The sequence below is a fragment of the Geodermatophilus sp. URMC 62 genome (genome assembly GCF_052931475.1).
Genome location: NZ_JBRFHY010000001.1, coordinates 826,596 through 844,765, shown reverse-complemented (window position 1 = coordinate 844,765; position 18,170 = coordinate 826,596). Strand labels below are relative to the sequence as shown.

Below are 18,170 nucleotides of genomic sequence, written 5' to 3'. Positions count from 1 at the left end.
CCCCGGCGACCGCGCCCCGCCGACCCGACCGGGTCGGCGGGGCGCGGCTGTCCGCGGGGCACGGGAGCGACCGGCTGGTCCCTCACCCGATCGACAGGGCGGTGCAGCGCCACCGTCCGTCGACGCCCTCCAGGCGGGCGGCCACCGCGTGCGCCCGCCCGGCCCGCCGTGCCACCGCGCTGACCTCGGCCACGCCGTCGACCGGCTCGCACACGTGCACCGGCCCCAGGACCAGCGGCGCCGTCCCCTCCCGGCACCAGGCCGGCCGCCGGCCCTGCACGAGCGCCGCGTGCACGCCGGGGGAGGTCAGCCGCTGCACCTGGGACAGCGGCCGCCGGCCGGCCAGGGCCTCCAGCGTGGTGGTGAGCAGCAGGCGGCCGGCGGCGCGCGGGTCGGGGAGGTCGGCCCGCACGGACCACGCCGGCCCGAAGGGGTCCACGGGCACCCGGCGCTGCCCCGGCGGTGCCGGGCGGGGGCCGGGTCGGTGCGGCGGGCGCGGTGGCGGCGTGGACGGGTCGACCAGTGCCACGGCCGGACCGTCGAGGGTCGGGTGCAGGGCGGGGACGACCGCCAGCCGCAGCGTCCGCAGCGGAGCCGGGACGGCGGGTGCGGCCGGTGCGGCGGATCGGGCGGAGGAACGGGTGGCGGGCTGTGCCGGTGCGGTCACGGGAGCTCCCGGGGTCGGGTCGGAGGACGGGACGACGCGGGCCGGGGGAGCGGCCGCACGATGGCGGGTCGCGGGCTGTGCGGTGGGCGGGGCTGTGCGGGCGGGGCTGTGCGGCGGGCTGTGCGGCGGGGCGTCAGGACGGTGGGCGCAGCACCTGGCCGGGCAGCAGGAGGTCGGGGTCGGGGCCGATGACGTCGGCGTTGGCCGCCCACCACCGGGCCACGGCCGCGGCTACGTCGCGGTCGCGCGGATCCAGACCGGTCCGGGCCCGCAGGTCGGCCTCGGCGATCGACCACAGGCACTCGCCCCGCAGCACGACGTGGTCACCCGGCTCCGGGGCCGGCCAGTCGGGCGGGACCGGCTCAGCCGTCGTGGACGGATCCGGCTGCGCCGTCGCGGGCGCGGCCGGCCAGTCGGGGACGGCGCTCGGGACCGCGACGGTCTGGACGGCGACCGTCGGCGGGGCCGCCGTCGTACAGGCGGTCAGCACCGGGGCGGTGGCCAGTCCCACGCCGAGGGCCAGGGCGGCGGCGTGACGGGCGGAGGCCGGCAGCACACCGCGCAGGACGGCGCGGGCGACCGTGCCGGCCAGCCCGGGCGACGCGGACAGCGCGGTGAGGACGAGCCCGAGGGCGCCCCAGGCCCAGACCAGCCAGGCGACGGCCGCGACCGCGCTCAGCAGCAGGGTCTCCGGCGCGGCGGCGTCGACGGCCCGCTGCAGGCCACCGCTGCCCGCGGTCATCCACGCCAGGTCGGGGCTGAGCAGGTGCAGGACCACGGCCACCACGGTCATCACCACCGTCGTGCCGACCAGTCGACGTGCCGACACGGGACCTCCTCGTCGAAGCAGACGACACACTGAACCAAGCAAACGCGTGCAAACGCAAGAGACGACGTCCATCTAGGCTCTCGGACATGCGCTGGCAGCAGCTGTTCGCCGACCTGCAGGCGGAGTTCGAGGAGGCCGAAGCGGCCGAGGAGTGGGCCCAACTGCCCTCACGGGCGCGGGCGGAGACCGGCGCGGTCCGGTTGGCCGAGCGGCTCGCCGGCGCGCTGGGAGCGCGGGTGTCGCTGCGCTGCCGGGGTGCGGGAGAGGTGGCGGGGCGGCTGACCGGGTGCGGCCCGGACTGGCTGCTGCTGGAGGACGACGCCGGGCGGGAGGTGCTGGTGTCGCTGCCGGCCCTGCTCGCGGTGACCGGGCTGGTGCGGACGACAGCGGCGCCGGAGCCGGCGTCGCGGGTGCGGGCGGTGGTGGACCTGCGGCGGGCGCTGCGCGGGCTGGTGCGAGACCGCAGTGCGGTGGCGCTGGTGCTCGACGACGGCAGTGCGCTGACCGGGACCCTCGACCGCGTCGGCGCGGACTTCGTCGAACTGGCCGAGCACGCGGCCGACGAGTTCCGCCGGCCGGCCGCCGTCCGCCGGGTGCGGGCGGTGGCGCTGGGGGCGGTGACGGTCGTGCGGACGCTGGCGCCCGGCGCCGCCTGACGTCAGCTGCGGCGGCGTCCCCGCGCGGGGGACCGGCCCGGCGATGCTGCGGCCGGCTCGTCGTCGGGCTGCCCGCCCGGGCCGCCGCCGTCGGGACCGTCGCCTTCGGGTGCCAGCTCGTCGGGCGCGGGCACCGCGCCGGCGCGGGCCTCGGCGTACTTCTGCTGGATGAACCGCTCGAGCTCGTCGACCTCCACCCGCCACTGGCCGCGGCCACCGATCTGGATGGCGATCAGCTCCCGCCGCCGCACGAGCGCGTACGCCTGCGACCACGAGACGTTGAGGACCTCGGCCACGTCGTCGAGGGTCAGGAAGCGCGGTGAGGGCATGGGGTCTCCGTCCGTTGCCGCCAGTCTGTCAGGACGACGCTCACCCGGGCGCATCCTGTCCACACCCGAACGTGTGGACGGTCGGTGCACGCGACCGCGTCCGTACCGCATCATCTGCACCCGACCGCGCACACCTGCCGGTCGGACGCGCGCCCGCCGGGACGGTGGGCGTCCGGGGAGCCCCGGACACGGAGGGAGGAGCGCCGGGTGAGCGCTGCTACACGCACGGCCCCGGCCCCCGCGACGGGCGCGGAGGGAGTCGCCGGCCCGGTGCCGCGGCGGGTGCGTCCGCCGCGCTGGTTGGACCTGCGACTGGTGCTCGGCGTGCTGCTCGTCCTGGGCTCGGTGCTCCTGGGCGCCCGGGTCGTGACGGCGGCCGACGCGACCGTGCCGGTGTGGTCCGTGGCCGGCGACCTGGCGGCGGGCACCCAGCTCGACCCCGGGGACCTCGTCGCCGTCGACGTGCGGCTCGGCGGTGCCGCGGGCGCCTACCTCTCCACCGGCACCGACCCGGCCGGGCGGACGCTGGCGCGAGCGGTGCGCGCGGGGGAGCTGCTGCCTCGCACGGCGCTGGAGGAGCCCGAGGAGCTCGTGCAGGTCGCCCTGCCGGTCCAGGCCGGGTACGTGCCGCCCGGCCTGGTGCGTGGGCAGGTGGTCGACGTCTACGGCATCACCGACCCGGCCGGCACCACGACCGGGGAGGGCGTGGTCCCGGTGGTCGCGGCGGCACCGGTGCAGGCGGTGAGCGGCCGGACGGAGGGTGTGCTGTCGACGGCGACCACCACCGTCCAGGTGGTCGTCGCCGTGCCGACCGCACAGGCGCCGGGGGTGCTGGGCGCGATCGGCGGCCGGCCGCTGGTCGTCGTCGTGCACGGGTCGGTCGACGGCGCGACCGGCGCCGCGGCGAGCGGCGCCGGCCCGTCGGCGCCGGCCTCGCCCCGACCTCCGACAGCGACTCCGTCCGCAGCGACCCCGTCCGCAACCACCCCGTCCGCAACCACGCCGTCCGCAACCACGCCCTCCGCGGCGACCCCGTCCGCGGCGACCCCGTCCGCACGGGCCGCCCCGCCGGTGTCGGGCACGTCGGCCGGACCCACGGTCTGATGGCGCTGCAGGTCGTCACCGCCGTCACCGGCGCCGCGTGGGAGTCCGCGCTCGTCGGCGCCCTCGACCGCGTCGACCACGGCGTGACCGTCGTCCGCCGCTGCGTCGACGCCTCCGACCTCCTGGCCACCGCCGCCACGGGCACCGCGCAGGCCGCCCTGCTGTCGGCCGACCTCCGCCGGCTCGACGCCGACGCGGTCGCCCGGCTCGCCGCCGCCGGGGTGGCGGTGGTCGGGCTGGTCGACCCCGACGACGAGCGTGCCGGCGAGCGGCTGCGGGCACTCGGCGTCCCCACGGTCCTGCCCGCCGACGCCGCTCCCGAGGAGGTCGTCCGCGCGCTGCGCGAGGCCGTGGCGGGCGGCGCGCCGGCCGGGCGGGACGTCGCCGACCCGCGCGCGGCCCTGCCCGCCCCGCACGTGGGTGGGACGAGGCCGGACGACCGGCGTCCCCCGGGCGGCCGGGTGGTCGCCGTGTGGGGTCCGACCGGCGCTCCCGGCCGGACGACGGTCGCGGTCGGCCTGGCCGACGAGGCCGCCCGCCTGGGCGTCCCGACGCTGCTGGTCGACGCCGACGTGTACGGCGGCGTCGTGGCGCAGGTGCTCGGGTTGCTCGACGAGTCGCCGGGGCTTGCCGGAGCGGCACGCCAGGCGGCGGCGGGCACCCTGGACGGGTCCGGACTGGGCCGGCTGGCCTGGTCGGTGCGGCCGCACCTGGGCGTGCTGACCGGCCTGGCGCGGGCCGACCGCTGGCCCGAGCTGCGCCCCCGGGCGGTCGCCGCGGTCCTCGACGAGGCGCGCCGGTCGGCCGAGCTCACGGTGGTCGACTGCGCCTTCAACCTCGAGGAGGACGAGGAGCTGTCCTTCGACACCGCCGCGCCCCGCCGCAACGGCGCGACCGTGTCGGTGCTCGAGTCGGCCGACGTCGTCCTCTGCGTGAGCGGCGCCGACCCGGTGGCGCTGCAGCGGACCATCCGGGCGCTCGGTCAGCTGCGCGACCTCCTGCCGGAGGTGGAGCCGGCCGTGGTGGTCAACCAGGTGCGCCGCGGCCCGGTACCCGGCGACCCGCGGCGGGAGATCGGCGAGGCGCTCGGGCGCTTCGCCGGCCGGGAGGTCCGCGCGTTCCTGCCGGCCGACCGCCGTGCCACCGACGCCGCGCTCGCCTCGGGCCGGACCCTCGCCGAGGTGGCGCCCGCATCGCCGCTGCGGACCGGGCTGCGGTCGCTGGCCGCCGCCCTGGCGCAGGTCCCCGAACCCGCAGCCGGCCGTCGGCGGCCCCGGCGGCGCGCCGGGTGACCCCGGGCGCCGGACCCGACGGCCGCCCCCGGCCCGGCGCCCCACGTAGCGTGGACCCCGAGCCGGAGGAGGACGATGACCGAGCGGTTGAGCACCCTGGATGCGTCGTTCCTGTACCTCGAGGACGCCGGGGCCCCGGTGCACGTCGCCGGTGTCCTGGTCCTCGAGCCGGTCGACGGTGGGCTCGACGCGCTCGCCGAGCTGATCGAGGCCCGGCTGCCCCTGGTGCCGCGCTACCGGCAGCGCGTCGTGCCGGTGCCCGGGCACCTCGCCAACCCGGTCTGGGCCGACGACCCGGACTTCGACGTGGCCTACCACGTGCGGCGCTCGGCGGTGCCGCGTCCGGGCACCGAGGCGCAGTTGCTCGACCTCGTCTCCCGGGTGACCTCGCGCCCGCTGGACCGCACCCGCCCGCTGTGGGAGGTCTACCTGGCCGAGGGGCTTGCCGAGGGGCGGGTCGCAGTGGTCACCAAGACCCATCCGGCGCTCGTCGACGGCCTGGGAGCGGTGGACATCGCCCAGGTGCTGCTCGACTCCACCCGTGACGACCCGGCGGGCGGTGACCTCCGGCGCGCCGCCCGCGTGCCGGCCGGTGACCAGTGGGCGCCTCGCCGCGTGCCCGGTCGCGTCCAGCTGGTCGCGGACGCCGTCGCCGAGTACGTGCAGCGGCCGACGGCGGTGGTCGAGACGGCCTGGTCGGCGGTCGGCGACCTGCGCTCGACCGCGGCCCGGCTGCGCAGCACCACCGGGGGCCTCGTCCGCGCCGCGCGCTCGGCCGTCGTCCCCGCTCCGCACAGCCCGCTCAACCGGAGGGCCGGGACGCAGCGGCGGGTCGCCGTCGCGCGCGCCGACCTCGACGACCTCAAGGCGATCCGCCGCGCGCACGGCGGCACCCTCAACGACGTCCTGCTCACCGTGCTGACCGGGGCGCTGCGCGACTGGCTGCTCTCCCGCGGCGAGCCGGTGCTGGGCTCGACCGCCGTCCGGGCGCTGGTGCCGGTGTCGGTGTCGGTGTCGGGCACGGAGCGGGAGCAACCGGGCAGCAGCGTGGCGGCCCACCTGGTGGACCTGCCGGTGGGCGAGCCCAACCCCTGGGTGCGGCTGGCGCGCCTGGGCTACGCGATGCGCAGCCTCACCGACTCGGGCCGGTCGGTGCGGGCCGACAGCCTCGTCGCGCTCACCGGCTTCGCCCCGCCGACGCTGCACGCCCTCGGTGCCCGCGCGGCCCGCGGCCTGTCGCGGCGGGTGTTCAACCTCGTCGTCACCAACGTCCCCGGACCCCAGGTGCCCCTCTACGCGGCCGGCAGCCGGATGCTCGAGGTCTTCCCGGTCGTGCCCCTGGTGGGCGGCCAGGGGCTGGCGGTCGGGATGACCAGTTACGACGGCCGGGTCCACGTCGGGTTCAACGCCGACCGGGACGGCGTCGGGGACGTCGACGTGCTCGCCGACCTGTTCGAGCAGGAGGTCGGCGCGCTGACCGAGTCCGTGCGCTGACGGCGGGTCCTCGTCCGGGCCGCGTCCGAGGCGCTCCGGGCCGTGGGGCGGCGGCGGACTACCGTCGTCCCCTCATCGAGGAAGGGAGCGGCCGGGTGCGGATCTACCTGCCGGCGACGACGAGCGTCCTGCGGACCCTCGTGGACGAGGGCCGGCTCCCCGGGCCGCACACCGGGTTCGCGGTCACCCCGGGGCTGCGGGAGTACTACGCGCTCAGCGATGCCGGGGCCGACGTCGAGGAGCTGGAGTACGCGGCGCTGCTGGCCGCGGCCCGGGCCAGCCTCCGGCTCATCGACGTCGACCCCACCGCGGCGCGCCGGCGGGTCGTGCTCGCCGTCGACGTGCCCGACGCCGCGGTCGAGCCGATCGACGACGCGGACACCGACCCGGGCGCGGTCCGGGTCACCGGTGACGTCGCGCTCGGCGACGTGGCCAGCGCGCACGTCGACGGCGCCGAGGCCGAGGAGGACGTGCGCGCGGCCGTGGCCGTCGTCCTGGAGGCCGACCTCGGCAGCGACGACGCCCAGTTCGCCGTCGACCAGGCCGAGGGGCACGAGCTGGCCTGGTACGCCAACCAGGAGATCGGACCGGCGCTCGAGCTGCTCTGAGCGGGCGCTCACGCGGCCTCCTCGTCCCGGCCGGCGACGGGGAGGGGCTCGCGGTGGCGGGCGACCTGCACCCGCTGGGCGGCACCCGCGGTGACCAGCCAGCCCGACCCGGGACGGACGGGCACCGGTGTACGGGGCAGCCGGACGCCCAGCAGGTCGGCGTCCCCCGGGCCGGGACACAGCAGCAGCCCGCTGCGGCCCCGGCGCAGGTCGGCCACCGGGCCGCGGAAGACGCCGGACAGCTCCCCGGCGGTACCGGCCGCGAGGACCGCGACGTCCCGGTCGCCCAGGTCGGCCGACGCCATCGACGCGAGCACGGCCGAGTCGGCGAGCGTGCCGACGTCGTCGAGCAGGACGGCACCGGGCCGGCCGTCCAGCTCCTCGAGCCACGCCCGCCAGCCCCCGACGTCGTCGGCGGTGAGCGTCCGCGCGCCGGCCGGACCGCGGACGGCGCGCCGGCCGCGGGTGACGCGCAGGACGGCCGTGCCGGCCGCGGCCGTGCTCGTGGCGAGGGCCTGCAGCGCGGCGGTCCGGCCGCTGCGCGGCGGGCCGACGACGAGCAGCCCGCCGGTGCGGCGCAGGTCGACGGTCAGCACCGTCCCCTCGTCGCCGCCGGGGCCGACCGACAGGGCCTCGGGGAGGCGAGCCGGGGCCCCGGGCGGCGCCGGTGCGGTCGTCGGGAGCTCCGGGTCGGCCGGCAGCTCCGGGATGCGCAGCGGGGGAGGTACGTGCGTCCCGGTCGGCGCGGCTGGCCGCAGCGGCCGGGGGAGGGCCACCTGGCACTCCCGCGCCTCCTCGCCGAGCAGGGCCCGCCCGGGGGGCCGGCTGCCGGGGACGGACCGCACCGGGATGCCGGCGACGGCGTAGTCGGCGCGGTCGGCCAGCGGGAGGACCAGCCGGGTCCCCGCGGCCGCGGCCAGCCGTCCTCCTGGCACCGCGCGGTCGGCGGTCATGACGCAGGTGAGCCCGGCCGCCGCGCCGTCGCGGACCAGCCGGAGGAACTCGGCCGACCCGGTGCCGGGGACCGCCTCGTCGAGCTGCGCCGTCAGCGACTCCACGCCGTCGACCAGCAGGAGGACCGACGGGCCGGGAGCAGCGGGGTCGGCCCGGCGCGCGGCGGTCTGCTCGGCGAGCCGGGCCAGCAGCCGCACGGTGCGGAGGGCGCCGGAGGCGCCGGCCACCGTCCCGGTGTGCGGGAGCTGTGCGGCCGCCGCCCCGAGCGCGCCGCCACCGTGGTCGAGGACGTGCACGTGCAGCCGGTCCGGCGCCAGCTGCCCGACCGCCTCGGCCAGGACCGTCCGCAGCAGCGTGGTGCGGCCGCTGCGGGGGCCGCCCACGGCCAGCCAGCCACCGCCGCGGGCCAGGTCGAGGACGAGCGGCTCCTGCGACTGCCGCTCGGGGTGGTCGACCAGTCCGACGACCAGGTGCGTGGGAGGCCGTGCCGCAGCGCCCGTGCCGCCGGGCGGGAGGCCGCCGGGGGAGAGGCCGCCGGGGAACGCGGCGGCGGGCGCGAGGTCGGCGGCCTCGAGCCGGTGGGGCAGCGCCGGGCGCCACGGCCGGTGCGGGCGGTGCAGGCCGGTGCGGTCGGCGAGCTCGGTGGTGACGGCGGCGATCCGGGCGAGGTCGCCGGGGCCGGCCCCCGTCGCCGACCGCACGGCCGGTGCCGCCGGCGGCGCGGGCCACGTCCAGCGGCGGACGCCCGGGCCGGTTCCCCGCTCGGCCGTGCCGAGCGCCACGCAGGCCGCCTGGAAGGCCACGGGCCGGGCGCCGCCGAGGCGCAGGAAGCCGCGGCCGGGACGGTCCACGGGCAGGATCGCGGCCTCCGGGGTGCCGAGGACGTCGCGGGAGTCGGCCTCGTCGGTGGTGCGCAGGCACAGCCGCAGTGAGCAGTTGGCCCGGATCTCCGGCGAGACGACGCCTCCGGGCCGCTGTGTGGCCAGTACCAGGTGGACCCCGAGCGAGCGGCCGCGCTGGGCGATGCCGACCAGGCCGGAGACGAAGTCGGGGAGCTCCTCGGCCAGGCCGGCGAACTCGTCCACGACGATCACCAGCCGCGCCAGCTCCACCTCCGGGGGCAGCGCCGCGACGTCGGGGACGCCGGCAGCGGCGAGCAGCGCCTCACGGCGGGTGAGCTCGGCGGTCAGGGACCGGAGGGCGCGGGCGGTGGCCGCCGCGTCGAGGTCGGTCACCACGCCGACGGTGTGCGGCAGCGACACCGCCTCGGCGAAGGCGGCGCCCCCTTTGTAGTCGACCAGGAGGAAGGAGCAGCGGTCGGGCGGGTGGGCCAGCGCCAGACCGGCGACCAGCGTCCGCAGGAGCTCGGACTTGCCCGAGCCCGTGGTCCCGGCCACGAGGGCGTGCGGCCCGTCGCGGCACAGGTCGACCTGCGCGACGCCGTCCGCGGTCATCCCCAGCGAGGCGCGCAGCGACGACCGGCTCCGCGACCAGTCCACCCGGACACCCGCGTCGGCGGGCTCCCAGCCGGCGAGGTCGAGCAGCCGGACCGCGGCCGGCAGCGCCGCCGCCGGCCGGACCGGCGCCAGCGCGGCCAGGTCACGCGCCAGGCGTCCGGCGACCCCGGTCGGCAGGCGGTCGACGATCAGCTCCGCCCGGCGGGGTGCACCCAGGTCCAGCAGCCCGGTGTCGCCGGTCTCCCCGCCGACCCGGAGGACGGCGTCGGCGCTCCCGGCGAGCTGCTCCACCGCCCCGGCGAGGCCCACGGTGACCACGCCGGCGTCCCGGGTGCCGCGGAGGGCCGCCCGCAGCACGGGGTCCACGGGCCGGTCGACGACCAGGACGAGCCGGCTCCGGGCGCCGGGGTGCGGCGCCGCCGGGCCCGGCCGGCCGGGCTGTCCGGCCAGTCCGCCGAGCCAGGACAGCAGGGCGGCGTCCGCCGCGGCGGCGGCCGCCTCCGCCGCCGGCCGCACGTGCACCGACCCCGGCGCCACGTGCGGCAGCCAGCGCGTCCAGGACCAGTCGCCGAGCCGGCCGGTCGTCGTCAGCACCGCGACGTCGACGTCCCCGGGCGGGCACAGGGTCACCAGCTGGGCGAGCACCCCGGCCACCACGCCCAGCGCCGGCCCGCGCGGCCCGGTCACCCCCAGGCCGCCGGTGCTCCCCAGGTCGACCGTCACCGGCAGGTCGGCGGCCGGCTCGGCCACGCGACGGCCGTCCTCGACACGGGACACCCGGGAGGGCCCGGGCCCGGTGCCGACGCGGACCACCAGGGCGCCGGGGTCCGCCGTACTGCGGTGCCACAGCAGGCTGGTCCTGCGGCGGGCGGCCGCGGTCAGCGTGGCGAGGTCGGGACAGGCCCGCCGGGCCAGCCGCACGTCGGCGCGCACGGCCTCGGCCAGGGAGGTCCGCGCCGCCTGCAGGTCCTCGGCGTGGACGCGCGCCGCCCGCCGCCCGCTGCGGGATCCGCTCCACCGGTCCGAGGCCCAGGTGCCGACGGCGACGACCGGGCTGAGCAGCGCGACGGCGAGGAACGACGGTGCCGACAGCAGCCACGCCAGCGAGGCGCCGACGACCGCGGGGAGCAGGACGGCGATCCAGGCCAGCCGGCGCCGGGGGACCTCCGCGGGTGCACCGGGCAGCTGCACCTCCACGTCGGGGCGTCCCGCGTCCGGCCGTGCGGCGGGGGAGACCAGCCACCGTCCTCCCGGCCCCGGGCGCAGACCGACCGGGCCGTCCCGCGGACCGGCCACCGCCACGGAGCTGGCGCCCAGCCGGAGCACGGCGCCGGAGGGCCAGTCGTGCGCACCGCCGTCGAGGTCGGTGTCGTCGAGCCTGCTGCCGTTGGTGGAGCCCAGGTCGGTGACGGTGATCCCGCCGGCGCCCACGTCGAGCTGCGCGTGCCGCCGGGAGACGCCGGGGTCGGGGAGGGACAGCGTGGCACCGGCGCCGCGGCCGAGCACGTGCCGCCCGGTGGCGAGCGGGACGGTGGTGCCGGCCGCAGGGCCGCCGACCACGTGCAGCTCCAGGGGACTCGGCGCCGGCCCGCCGGAGCGGGGGACCGGCCGGCCGAGGCCGAGGACGGCGCCGTGGGCCAGCGCGGGATCGGCCAGGGACGACTGCTCGGCCAGCCGGGTGGTGCCCGACCACAGTGCCGCCGGTGGCACGCCGAGCGTCGCGGTCAGCAGGGAGAGGACCGCACCCAGTCGCGTGTCGTCCGCGGTCTCGACCTCGACGTCGACGGCGCCCCCGGGGCCGACGACGGTCCAGCAGCGTGGCTCGGCGGGGGGAGGAGCGGTGGCGGAGGCGTCGGGCACCCGCCGACGGTGGCGGGCGGGAGTGGTCCCGGGTGCGGGCCGGGCGGGTCCTGTGGACCACCGGACCGGCTGTGGACGACTACGCGGCTCCGGGCTCCGCGCGGCCTAACCTGCGTCGCCACCGGGGAGGTCCCGGGACGGACAGGAGGAACCATGAAGGTCGACATCGCCACCCTGCAGTCGATGGCCGGTCAGTGCCAGGCGGAGGCCGCGGAGACGGCGTCCCGGCACGCGACCCTCTCCGGCAGCGTCAACACCTCGGTGCTCGACGGGTGGACCGACAGCCAGGCGGCGGTGCAGTTCAGCTCGCTGTACGAGCAGTGGCGGCTGTCGGCGCAGGGGGTGACCGACGCGCTGACCGGCATGGGCGGCCTGCTCACGCAGGTGGCCGGCTCCTACCAGCAGCACGAGGCTGACATGGCCGCCCGGATCGGCGCCCTGCTCTGAGTGCCCGCGGCGGTCAGCCGGGCGGGGCCGCGGTCCCGACCGTGGCCCCGTCGGCGTCCAGCCGCCGACGCAGGGCCGCGAGCGCCTCCGGTGCCCTCTCCCACGGCAGGATCGACAGGATCGCGACGCAGTGCGGCAGGAAGACGATCGTCACGCCGGCGTAGACCACCACGTGGAAGCCGAGCAGGAACACGACGAGCGCCACCCGGGCCCGGTCGGACCACACGAGCAGCACCAGCGGCGCGGCGAACTCCAGCACGAGCATGGCGAACTGCAGCGCCATGAGCAGGCCGGGGACCTCCAGGGTCCAGTCGGAGAGGAACGTGCCGCGGCGGACGACGGCGCGGGTCAGCGTGGCCCCGGTCGCCCAGTCCCATCCGCCGAAGCGCATCTTGGCCCAGGCGGCGAGGAAGTAGGTGAGCACCACGGTCACCAGCACGGCGGCCATCGCCCACCCGGCGGCCTCGGAGGACCGGCGGTCGCGCCAGCGGGCCACGCCGATCGTGGGCAGCACCGCGAGGGCGACGAGGTAGGCGATGCGGTCGTGGTCGACCTTGCCGTAGCTCATCGCGATGACCATCCACTCGAGGTAGAGGACGAACACCGCGGTGCCGAGCACGCGGGGTGCCCGACCGGTGGCCGCGGCCAGCGCGGCGGCCACCAGCGCCCACTGCACGACGTGGACGACGGTGGAGGTCGGGGTGGGCAGCGGCAGCAGCCGGCCGATGAGCAGCGGCTGGTAGTAGGCGGTCGGGACGGCCGCGTGGGCGCTCACCCAGGCGGTGGTGAGGAAGACGTCGACCGGGACGAAGAGGTAGGCGATGGTGCGGAACACCGCGATCCGCGCCAGCGGGACCGGCCGGGTCCACCACCGGGAGACCGCGCCGGGCAGACCCTGGCCGGCCCCGCGCGCGGGAGCCGGGACGGGGGCAGCGGGCTCGGGCGCCGAGGGCAGAGGGGTGTTCACGGGCCGACCTCCAGGTCCTGGTCGACGAGGACCCGGTCGGTCCACTCGCCGGTGGGTTCGCCGTCGACCAGCTCGAAGTGGCGCTGCACCACCTGCACCGCCACCAGTGGCTCGGCGCCGGGGTGGTGCTCGGCGTAGGCGTCGGCAACCAGCGCCAGCAGCGACGGGTCGTCGACCAGGCGGGGCAGCTGACCCTCGAACTCGGCCCGACGCAGGCCGACCTCGCCGCCGGAGAGGCGCACCTCCTCGCCGTCGCCGGTGAGGCCGACGACGCGCGTCGAGACCACCGGTGCGTCGGTCGAGGCACGGGTCGAGTACATCTTGAACGGGCCGAACGGGAACGAGTCGTCGGTGCCCCACACCGTGCCGGTCAGCAGGAGGGCGAGGACCACCGCCGAGGCGGCCAGGCGGGCGCGGCGGCCGGCCGGGGACAGCGGAACGACCTCCGTCTCCGCGGGGTCTGCGGCGCGGGAGGGCTGGACCACCGGGGCATCGTAGGATCGGCGGCCGTCCGGTTGGGTCACCGGCGCGCGTCGTGGCAACCGGCCTCCCGTGCCGGGGCGGTCCCGTGTGCGCTGCCGTGACCGACCACCCCACGTCGACGTCGGGAGCGAGCACATGCAGTTCGGTCGGAACTGCGGCCCCCGGCCAGCTGACCTGCGAGTTCTTGCCTGATCGGGCCGTGACCTGCGGAACACCTCCGGTCGTCTCCGGTCCTTGACGGTCGTCTCCTGTAGTCCTGTGCCATCAATGTGCCATCGATGTGCCATCGGAGGACCCTGCGTCCAGGGATGAGTAACCGGCTCTCGTCCTGAGCGGCGGGGGTGGCGCCGGGGGGCGCGAACCCCACCCCCCGGCTTCGTTGTGGCCCTTGGCGTCCTCGAACCGACGGCGGACCATTGTGTCGCCCGTTACAGAGACAGGGCGGGACCGGTGGGTCGCCTGGCAGGGAACGGGACGGCCGGCGCACGAGACCGGCGGCCCGTAGCCCAGGAGAGGTGGCGCGGTGCATCCGCCCGTGAGCCTCGTCCGCCCACAGGGCTGCATCATTCGGGGTCAGAAGTCGGTCCACCTGACTTCCCACTCAATGTCCATGCCGAGGTCGTAGGCGATGTCCGCGCTGCGCTGGTAGGAGCAGACCCAGCATGTGCCTGCGGTGATTCCGTAGCCGAAGTCGTCGCTGCCGATGCTGGCAAGCGTCTCGTGCCCGCAAACGGGACACTCCTGGGGCAGCGTGTCGATGTCACCCGGCGTGGGGCCGAGCGCAGCGTCGGCGGCTTCGACCCGGTGAGTTCGCTCCTCCTCGGGCAGGAGGGCGAGGTAGCTCGCTGCGCGTGCATGCTCGTTGAGGTCGGCGACCTGGGCGCGCCGCCACCTCTCGTCGAGGTAGTGGTTATGGAGCACGTGCAGGGCTGGGTGATCGTCGAGCGCCAGCAGCGCCGCTACGTCGTCGCGGGTGACCTGTCGGCCTGGCCCACGGCCATGCCGCGGTTGTTGGGTGCGAGCAACGGCGCCGCGCAGCTGGTCGACGTGGATTAGCACCGTCTCGTTAGTATCCAGGGTGCGCAGCGTCGAGTCCTCGGCGAGTTCGGTCACCGGCCGCTCGGTCGGGAGGTACGCGAACCCGTCGGCGAAGTGCGCACGGTCTTCGAGAACTTGAAGCAACATGTCCGCTGGCAGCGTCCAGACCTTCGACCCCTTGGACTTGGTCGTCGCCTCCGGCCAGTGCGCGGCCACGATCACGAGCAGGCCGTTAGTCAGCGCCTCGTCGAAGGGAGCCTCGGCACCTGCGACATGCTCATCTTGATCGAGGACCGCCGCGCCCTCCGCGTACAAGTGGCGCCGATAATCCTTGCCCCTCGCGATGGCATCTGCAGTCACCCGCGGAGGGTGTCACACTCCATCTAACCCGTGGGCGGGGTATGGCTCACCGCGGGCAGGACCACGATCACACGCATGAGCTGGCCTCCCGGCTAGTTCACCAGCCACAAATGCACGAACCAGCATGTGTGACGCCCCGTAATAGCTTCTGGCTTCTCCACGGTCGGCCTCGCAAGGCTCTACAACCCGGCCGACAGCCACACTTCATCGCGCCCGCCACCCGCCTTGGTAGACGCCCGGCTTGACCGACCGAGTTCGGTCGTCCGCTGGGGGCTGAACTCGTACATCCCTGACGTGCCCAGGACGACGGCGAGCACGACATGCAGGGCTCGGCATCGGCCAAGCAGCACGCGTAACGGTGACTGCATGGTTGCTGACGGAGCCTGGCAAGGGACGTGGTCGGACGAAGAGCCGAGGGCAACGGCGTACTGGGGGGCTCGACCACTCCCCCTACCTGCTCGTCCGGCAGTCACCGCCGAATGCCGGTGTCGTACGGGGTCAGTCGCGTCGGCGGATGAGACCGGTGAAGCCCAGGGCGGCGGCGGTGGCCAGGACCCAGCCCAACGCCCCGGCCAGTGCCCTGTAGACGACGGCGCGGTGCCCGGCTGGTTCGTCGCTGGTGATCGTCCAGTAGTCGCCTTGCCGGGTGCTGACCAGGGGAACCACGGTGTCGAAGGTGTACTGCCAGGGGCTGAAACAGGGGTAGTTGTCCGGGCACTTCTCACCGGCCACGAGCGGGCCGGATCCCGCTGTCGAGCCGGCCGGGGCGCGAGTGGCTATCACCGCCCCGGCGTCTCGCGCTGCCGGCACGAGCAGGAGCGTGCCCAGCAGGTAGAGCGCCAGTAGCAGCGGCACGGTTCGCTGCAGCGGCCGGTACCCGTAGCCCAGCAGCCCGTCGAACAGCCACTCCGGGCCACGCCGCCACCGAGGGAGCTGCCGGCGGCGGCGGCGGAACTTGGCGACCATGACCGCACGCGCATCGAGCTCGTGTCCCTGGGCCCGGAACACCTTGGCCAGCTGCTCGTAGGGCTGCGCCCGGTACTCCGAATCCTTGTTCAACCACGCCAACCGGTCCTGCGTCGTCCAGCCGGCGTGGGAGATCCGGTCGTAGGTGAGGTCGAACAGACGTAGCTCGAACGGTTTCCATCCGGCCGTGGAGTCGTTGAGGAACCCGATATGGGCGGCGGACAGGTCCACCACACCTTCCGACCCTTGACCCATGCCCCGGACGCTCAGTGTGCCGATCGTGGCCCGAGTGGCATCGATAACCGTCCCGCCGGGATTGCGGAACTTTCCGCCCGACAGGATCAGCTGCCCGCCGACGCTCGCGCCGGACAGCCGCACCGCACCCTCGACCTCAAACCCCTCCCCGCAGAACACGGCCCCGGTGACCTGCGCGCCATAGGCGTTGAGGGCGGTCCCGTCCGGGTGGCGGAACTTTCCGCCCGACAGGTTCAGCAGTTCGACGCTCGCGCCGAGCAACCGCACCGCACCGTCGGCCTCGAACCCCTCCCCGCAGAACACGCCCCCGCCGATCTGTGCCTGATCGGCGTCGAGGGCGACCCCGCCGGGATTGCGGAACTTTCCGCCCGACAGGACCAGCTGCCCGCTGACGCTCGCGCCGGACAGCCGCACCGCACCCTCGACCTCAAACCCCTCCCCGCAGAACACGGCCCCGGTGACCTGCGCGCCGTCGGCGCTGAGCGCATACCCGTCGGGGTGGCGGAACTTTCCGCCCGACAGGTGCAGCTGCGAGCCGACGCTCGCGCCGAGCAACCGCACCGCACCGTCGGCCTCGAACCCCTCCTCGCAGAACACGCCCCCGCCGATCTGTACCCGATCGGCTTCGAGGGCGTTCCCGCCGGGGTTGCGGAGCTTTCCGCCCGACAGGTGCAGCTGCCCGCCGACGCTCGCGCCCACCAGCCGCACCGCACCCTCGGCCTCGAACCCCTCCCCGCAGAACACGCCCCCGGTGGCCTGCGCGCCGTCGGCGTTGAGGGCGGTCCCGCCCGGGTGGCGGAACTTTCCGCCCGACAGGTGCAGCACTCCGACGCTCGCGCTCACCAGCTGCACCGCACCGTCGGCCTCGAACCCCTCCCCGCAGAACACGCCCCCGCCGATCTGTGCCTGATCGGCGTCGAGGGCGACCCCGTCGGGGTTGCGGAGCTTTCCGCCCGACAGGTTCAAATGCCCGCCCAGCGTCGCGTTGGTGAGATCAGTGGCGCCGTTGACTCGTGCCTTCGTCATGGTGATGGAGTGGCGGACTTCCACGTCTTGTGCGCTGATGCCCGGCAAGACGCTGCCGGTCAGGTCGAGGTCGGCTAGCAGTGCTGCGTCCAGGACAAGCGCCCGCTCGATGGTGCAGTTGCAAAGAGCCAGTGGGCCGAGGATGTCGCTAAACCGGAGGTTCAATTCGCCGGTAATGTTGGCTCGAACGACACGCACACCAGCCGGACGGGAGGCCTGTACCGCCAAGTCGCGGATGACCTCCGCCCGGATAGACCGCGGCCCCCGGTCGTCGTCGGGGAAGGCCGCGGGCCGCCCGGCTGACACCTCGTCGGTGAGCCAGCGTTCATCTGGGGTCATCGCGTCGGGATCCATCGATTCCCCCATCTCGGGACCGCACCCAGCGAAGCGGTCAACACCGCCCACGGGCCAAGGCAGTAGCCAACCACCCCGGCGGAGCTGAGTTTCTTCCGGCGACGGTCCTCCGGCCAACGCCATCGGCCAACCGGGCCAGCTGTGGGGGTGATGACCGTGCCGGCGTTTGGCCCAGGCCCTGTTAGTCGGCGTCTGCTAGCAGGGTGAGGCCCGGAAGCTGGTAGCTCCACCAAGCCAGACCTATGCGGATGGGCAGCGGTCACTAGCAGTGAGGGCTGTCCCCGGCCACCCAGGACGGCGAACGCGCAGGTCAGGCAGCCTCAGCGTCCAGGCTCGGGGCCTTACGCCTGCCGAGCAGCGAAAGTCGAATGCGTTGCCGCCATCGACGCCGATCCTCCTGCGGGTCATCTACGACCCGCTCGCGCGTCAGCAGCTCCAACTCGTTGAGGGCCGTGTCGTAGGCGTCGGCCTGGCCCCTGGCTCGCGCCACCACTTCCGGCTTGGCCCGTCCGTGAGCCTCTGCGCTGCGCAGGAGGAGCATGAACTGCTCGGGTAGCTTCTCCGCGGTCTTCGACATGCGCGTGACGTGGTCGAGGACCACCGGGTCCCGCACGAGCAGCCGGGCAGTGAGCAGTGCCCGGTGGTGGGCCTGGTTGAGGGGGTCATGCCTGTCCACAGCTGGGGCGTTGGCGGAACCCATGCCGTCCGTGGACACCGAGGCACGCATCATGACCGCCTGCACGCTGAGCGCGAACTCCCGGCCGGTGACCAGCACCTCGACCAGCGCCGTGCGCTGCTCCACGCGGCGCTCGTCGTGCCGATCCTGCCGGCGTTGCTCAGCCGCGTGCCCCTGCGTCCAACGCACGCCCAGCAACGCCGAGCCGCCCGCGATGAGCGCCGCAATGATGCTCAGCCACCACGGCGCTCCCCCGCTCCCCACGGTGGTGACCTTACGGACGGCGCGGTGCGAGTGCGTGCTGCCGGATCAGGTGGTGCGGCGCTGACGGACTGGACCTCGCTGACC

At 75.9% G+C, this 18,170-nt stretch carries 15 protein-coding genes; 6 read left to right on the top strand and 9 right to left on the bottom strand.

From position 1 onward, the window contains the following. Positions 1-82 precede the first annotated feature (82 nt). Positions 83-667, bottom strand: coding sequence for an Rv3235 family protein (locus ACU616_RS04020; protein WP_446757202.1), 585 nt, complete (start codon positions 665-667; stop codon positions 83-85). Between the two features lie 133 nt (positions 668-800). After that, the gene (locus tag ACU616_RS04015) at positions 801-1,496 is read right to left on the bottom strand and encodes a hypothetical protein (protein ID WP_446757201.1); all 696 of its coding nucleotides are present in this window, start codon (positions 1,494-1,496) and stop codon (positions 801-803) included. An 86-nt stretch (positions 1,497-1,582) separates the two neighbouring features. Here ACU616_RS04015 and ACU616_RS04010 point away from each other — a divergent pair, with 86 nt between their 5' ends. Next, entirely contained in the window at positions 1,583-2,152 is a 570-nt protein-coding gene (locus ACU616_RS04010; RefSeq protein ID WP_446757200.1) for a hypothetical protein, read from the top strand. Positions 2,153-2,154: 2 nt separating this feature from the next. Here ACU616_RS04010 and ACU616_RS04005 read toward each other — a convergent pair whose 3' ends face one another. Then, positions 2,155-2,481: a helix-turn-helix domain-containing protein gene (locus tag ACU616_RS04005; protein ID WP_446757199.1), complete on the bottom strand. Its 327-nt coding sequence runs from the start codon at positions 2,479-2,481 to the stop codon at positions 2,155-2,157. 207 nt (positions 2,482-2,688) lie between these two features. On the opposite strand from ACU616_RS04005, the gene ACU616_RS04000 reads away from it, so the two are divergent. From ACU616_RS04000 to ACU616_RS03985, 4 genes are all read left to right on the top strand, one after another. Beyond that, positions 2,689-3,585: an SAF domain-containing protein gene (locus ACU616_RS04000; RefSeq protein ID WP_446757198.1), complete on the top strand. Its 897-nt coding sequence runs from the start codon at positions 2,689-2,691 to the stop codon at positions 3,583-3,585. Beyond that, entirely contained in the window at positions 3,585-4,877 is a 1,293-nt protein-coding gene (locus tag ACU616_RS03995; RefSeq protein WP_446757197.1) for an AAA family ATPase, read from the top strand. The genes ACU616_RS04000 and ACU616_RS03995 overlap by 1 nt, the downstream gene beginning before the upstream one ends. Positions 4,878-4,952: 75 nt before the next feature. Continuing rightward, positions 4,953-6,371 (top strand): WS/DGAT/MGAT family O-acyltransferase, encoded by a 1,419-nt coding sequence (locus ACU616_RS03990; protein WP_446757196.1) that lies wholly within the window; start codon positions 4,953-4,955, stop codon positions 6,369-6,371. Positions 6,372-6,466: 95 nt separating this feature from the next. Continuing rightward, positions 6,467-6,979, top strand: a complete 513-nt coding sequence (locus ACU616_RS03985; RefSeq protein WP_446757195.1) for a DUF6912 family protein — start codon at positions 6,467-6,469, stop codon at positions 6,977-6,979. 8 nt (positions 6,980-6,987) lie between these two features. Here ACU616_RS03985 and ACU616_RS03980 read toward each other — a convergent pair whose 3' ends face one another. Further along, a complete protein-coding gene (locus tag ACU616_RS03980; RefSeq protein WP_446757194.1) occupies positions 6,988-11,250 on the bottom strand; it encodes an FtsK/SpoIIIE domain-containing protein in 4,263 nt (1,420 codons plus the stop codon). Positions 11,251-11,403: 153 nt separating this feature from the next. Here ACU616_RS03980 and ACU616_RS03975 point away from each other — a divergent pair, with 153 nt between their 5' ends. Further along, positions 11,404-11,697, top strand: coding sequence for a WXG100 family type VII secretion target (locus tag ACU616_RS03975; RefSeq protein ID WP_446757193.1), 294 nt, complete (start codon positions 11,404-11,406; stop codon positions 11,695-11,697). A gap of 13 nt (positions 11,698-11,710) precedes the next feature. Here the strand turns inward: ACU616_RS03975 and ACU616_RS03970 are convergent, their stop codons facing one another. The 5 genes from ACU616_RS03970 to ACU616_RS03950 all read right to left on the bottom strand — a co-directional run bounded on the left by ACU616_RS03970 (position 11,711) and on the right by ACU616_RS03950 (position 18,086). After that, positions 11,711-12,664, bottom strand: coding sequence for an MFS transporter permease (locus ACU616_RS03970; RefSeq protein ID WP_446757192.1), 954 nt, complete (start codon positions 12,662-12,664; stop codon positions 11,711-11,713). Continuing rightward, complete coding sequence (locus ACU616_RS03965; protein ID WP_446757191.1) at positions 12,661-13,149, bottom strand: hypothetical protein; 489 nt, start codon at positions 13,147-13,149, stop codon at positions 12,661-12,663. Before ACU616_RS03965 ends, ACU616_RS03970 begins: the two co-directional genes overlap by 4 nt. A gap of 571 nt (positions 13,150-13,720) precedes the next feature. Beyond that, positions 13,721-14,545, bottom strand: coding sequence for a hypothetical protein (locus tag ACU616_RS03960; protein WP_446757190.1), 825 nt, complete (start codon positions 14,543-14,545; stop codon positions 13,721-13,723). Between the two features lie 498 nt (positions 14,546-15,043). Further along, positions 15,044-17,146 carry a hypothetical protein gene (locus tag ACU616_RS03955; RefSeq protein ID WP_446757189.1) on the bottom strand — a complete coding sequence of 701 codons (2,103 nt, stop codon included), beginning with the start codon at positions 17,144-17,146 and terminating at the stop codon, positions 15,044-15,046. A gap of 310 nt (positions 17,147-17,456) precedes the next feature. Beyond that, a complete protein-coding gene (locus ACU616_RS03950; RefSeq protein WP_446757188.1) occupies positions 17,457-18,086 on the bottom strand; it encodes a hypothetical protein in 630 nt (209 codons plus the stop codon). Positions 18,087-18,170 lie beyond the last annotated feature (84 nt).

What these genes read in the sequence shown, in the direction of transcription:
- ACU616_RS04010 (WP_446757200.1), top strand. Translation starts at nt 1,583, where the DNA reads ATGCGCTGGCAGCAGCTGTTCGCCGACCTGCAGGCGGAGTTCGAGGAG.
- ACU616_RS03995 (WP_446757197.1), top strand. Translation starts at nt 3,585, where the DNA reads ATGGCGCTGCAGGTCGTCACCGCCGTCACCGGCGCCGCGTGGGAGTCC.
- ACU616_RS04005 (WP_446757199.1), bottom strand. Translation starts at nt 2,481, where the DNA reads ATGCCCTCACCGCGCTTCCTGACCCTCGACGACGTGGCCGAGGTCCTC.
- ACU616_RS03975 (WP_446757193.1), top strand. Translation starts at nt 11,404, where the DNA reads ATGAAGGTCGACATCGCCACCCTGCAGTCGATGGCCGGTCAGTGCCAG.
- ACU616_RS03990 (WP_446757196.1), top strand. Translation starts at nt 4,953, where the DNA reads ATGACCGAGCGGTTGAGCACCCTGGATGCGTCGTTCCTGTACCTCGAG.
- ACU616_RS03955 (WP_446757189.1), bottom strand. Translation starts at nt 17,146, where the DNA reads ATGGATCCCGACGCGATGACCCCAGATGAACGCTGGCTCACCGACGAG.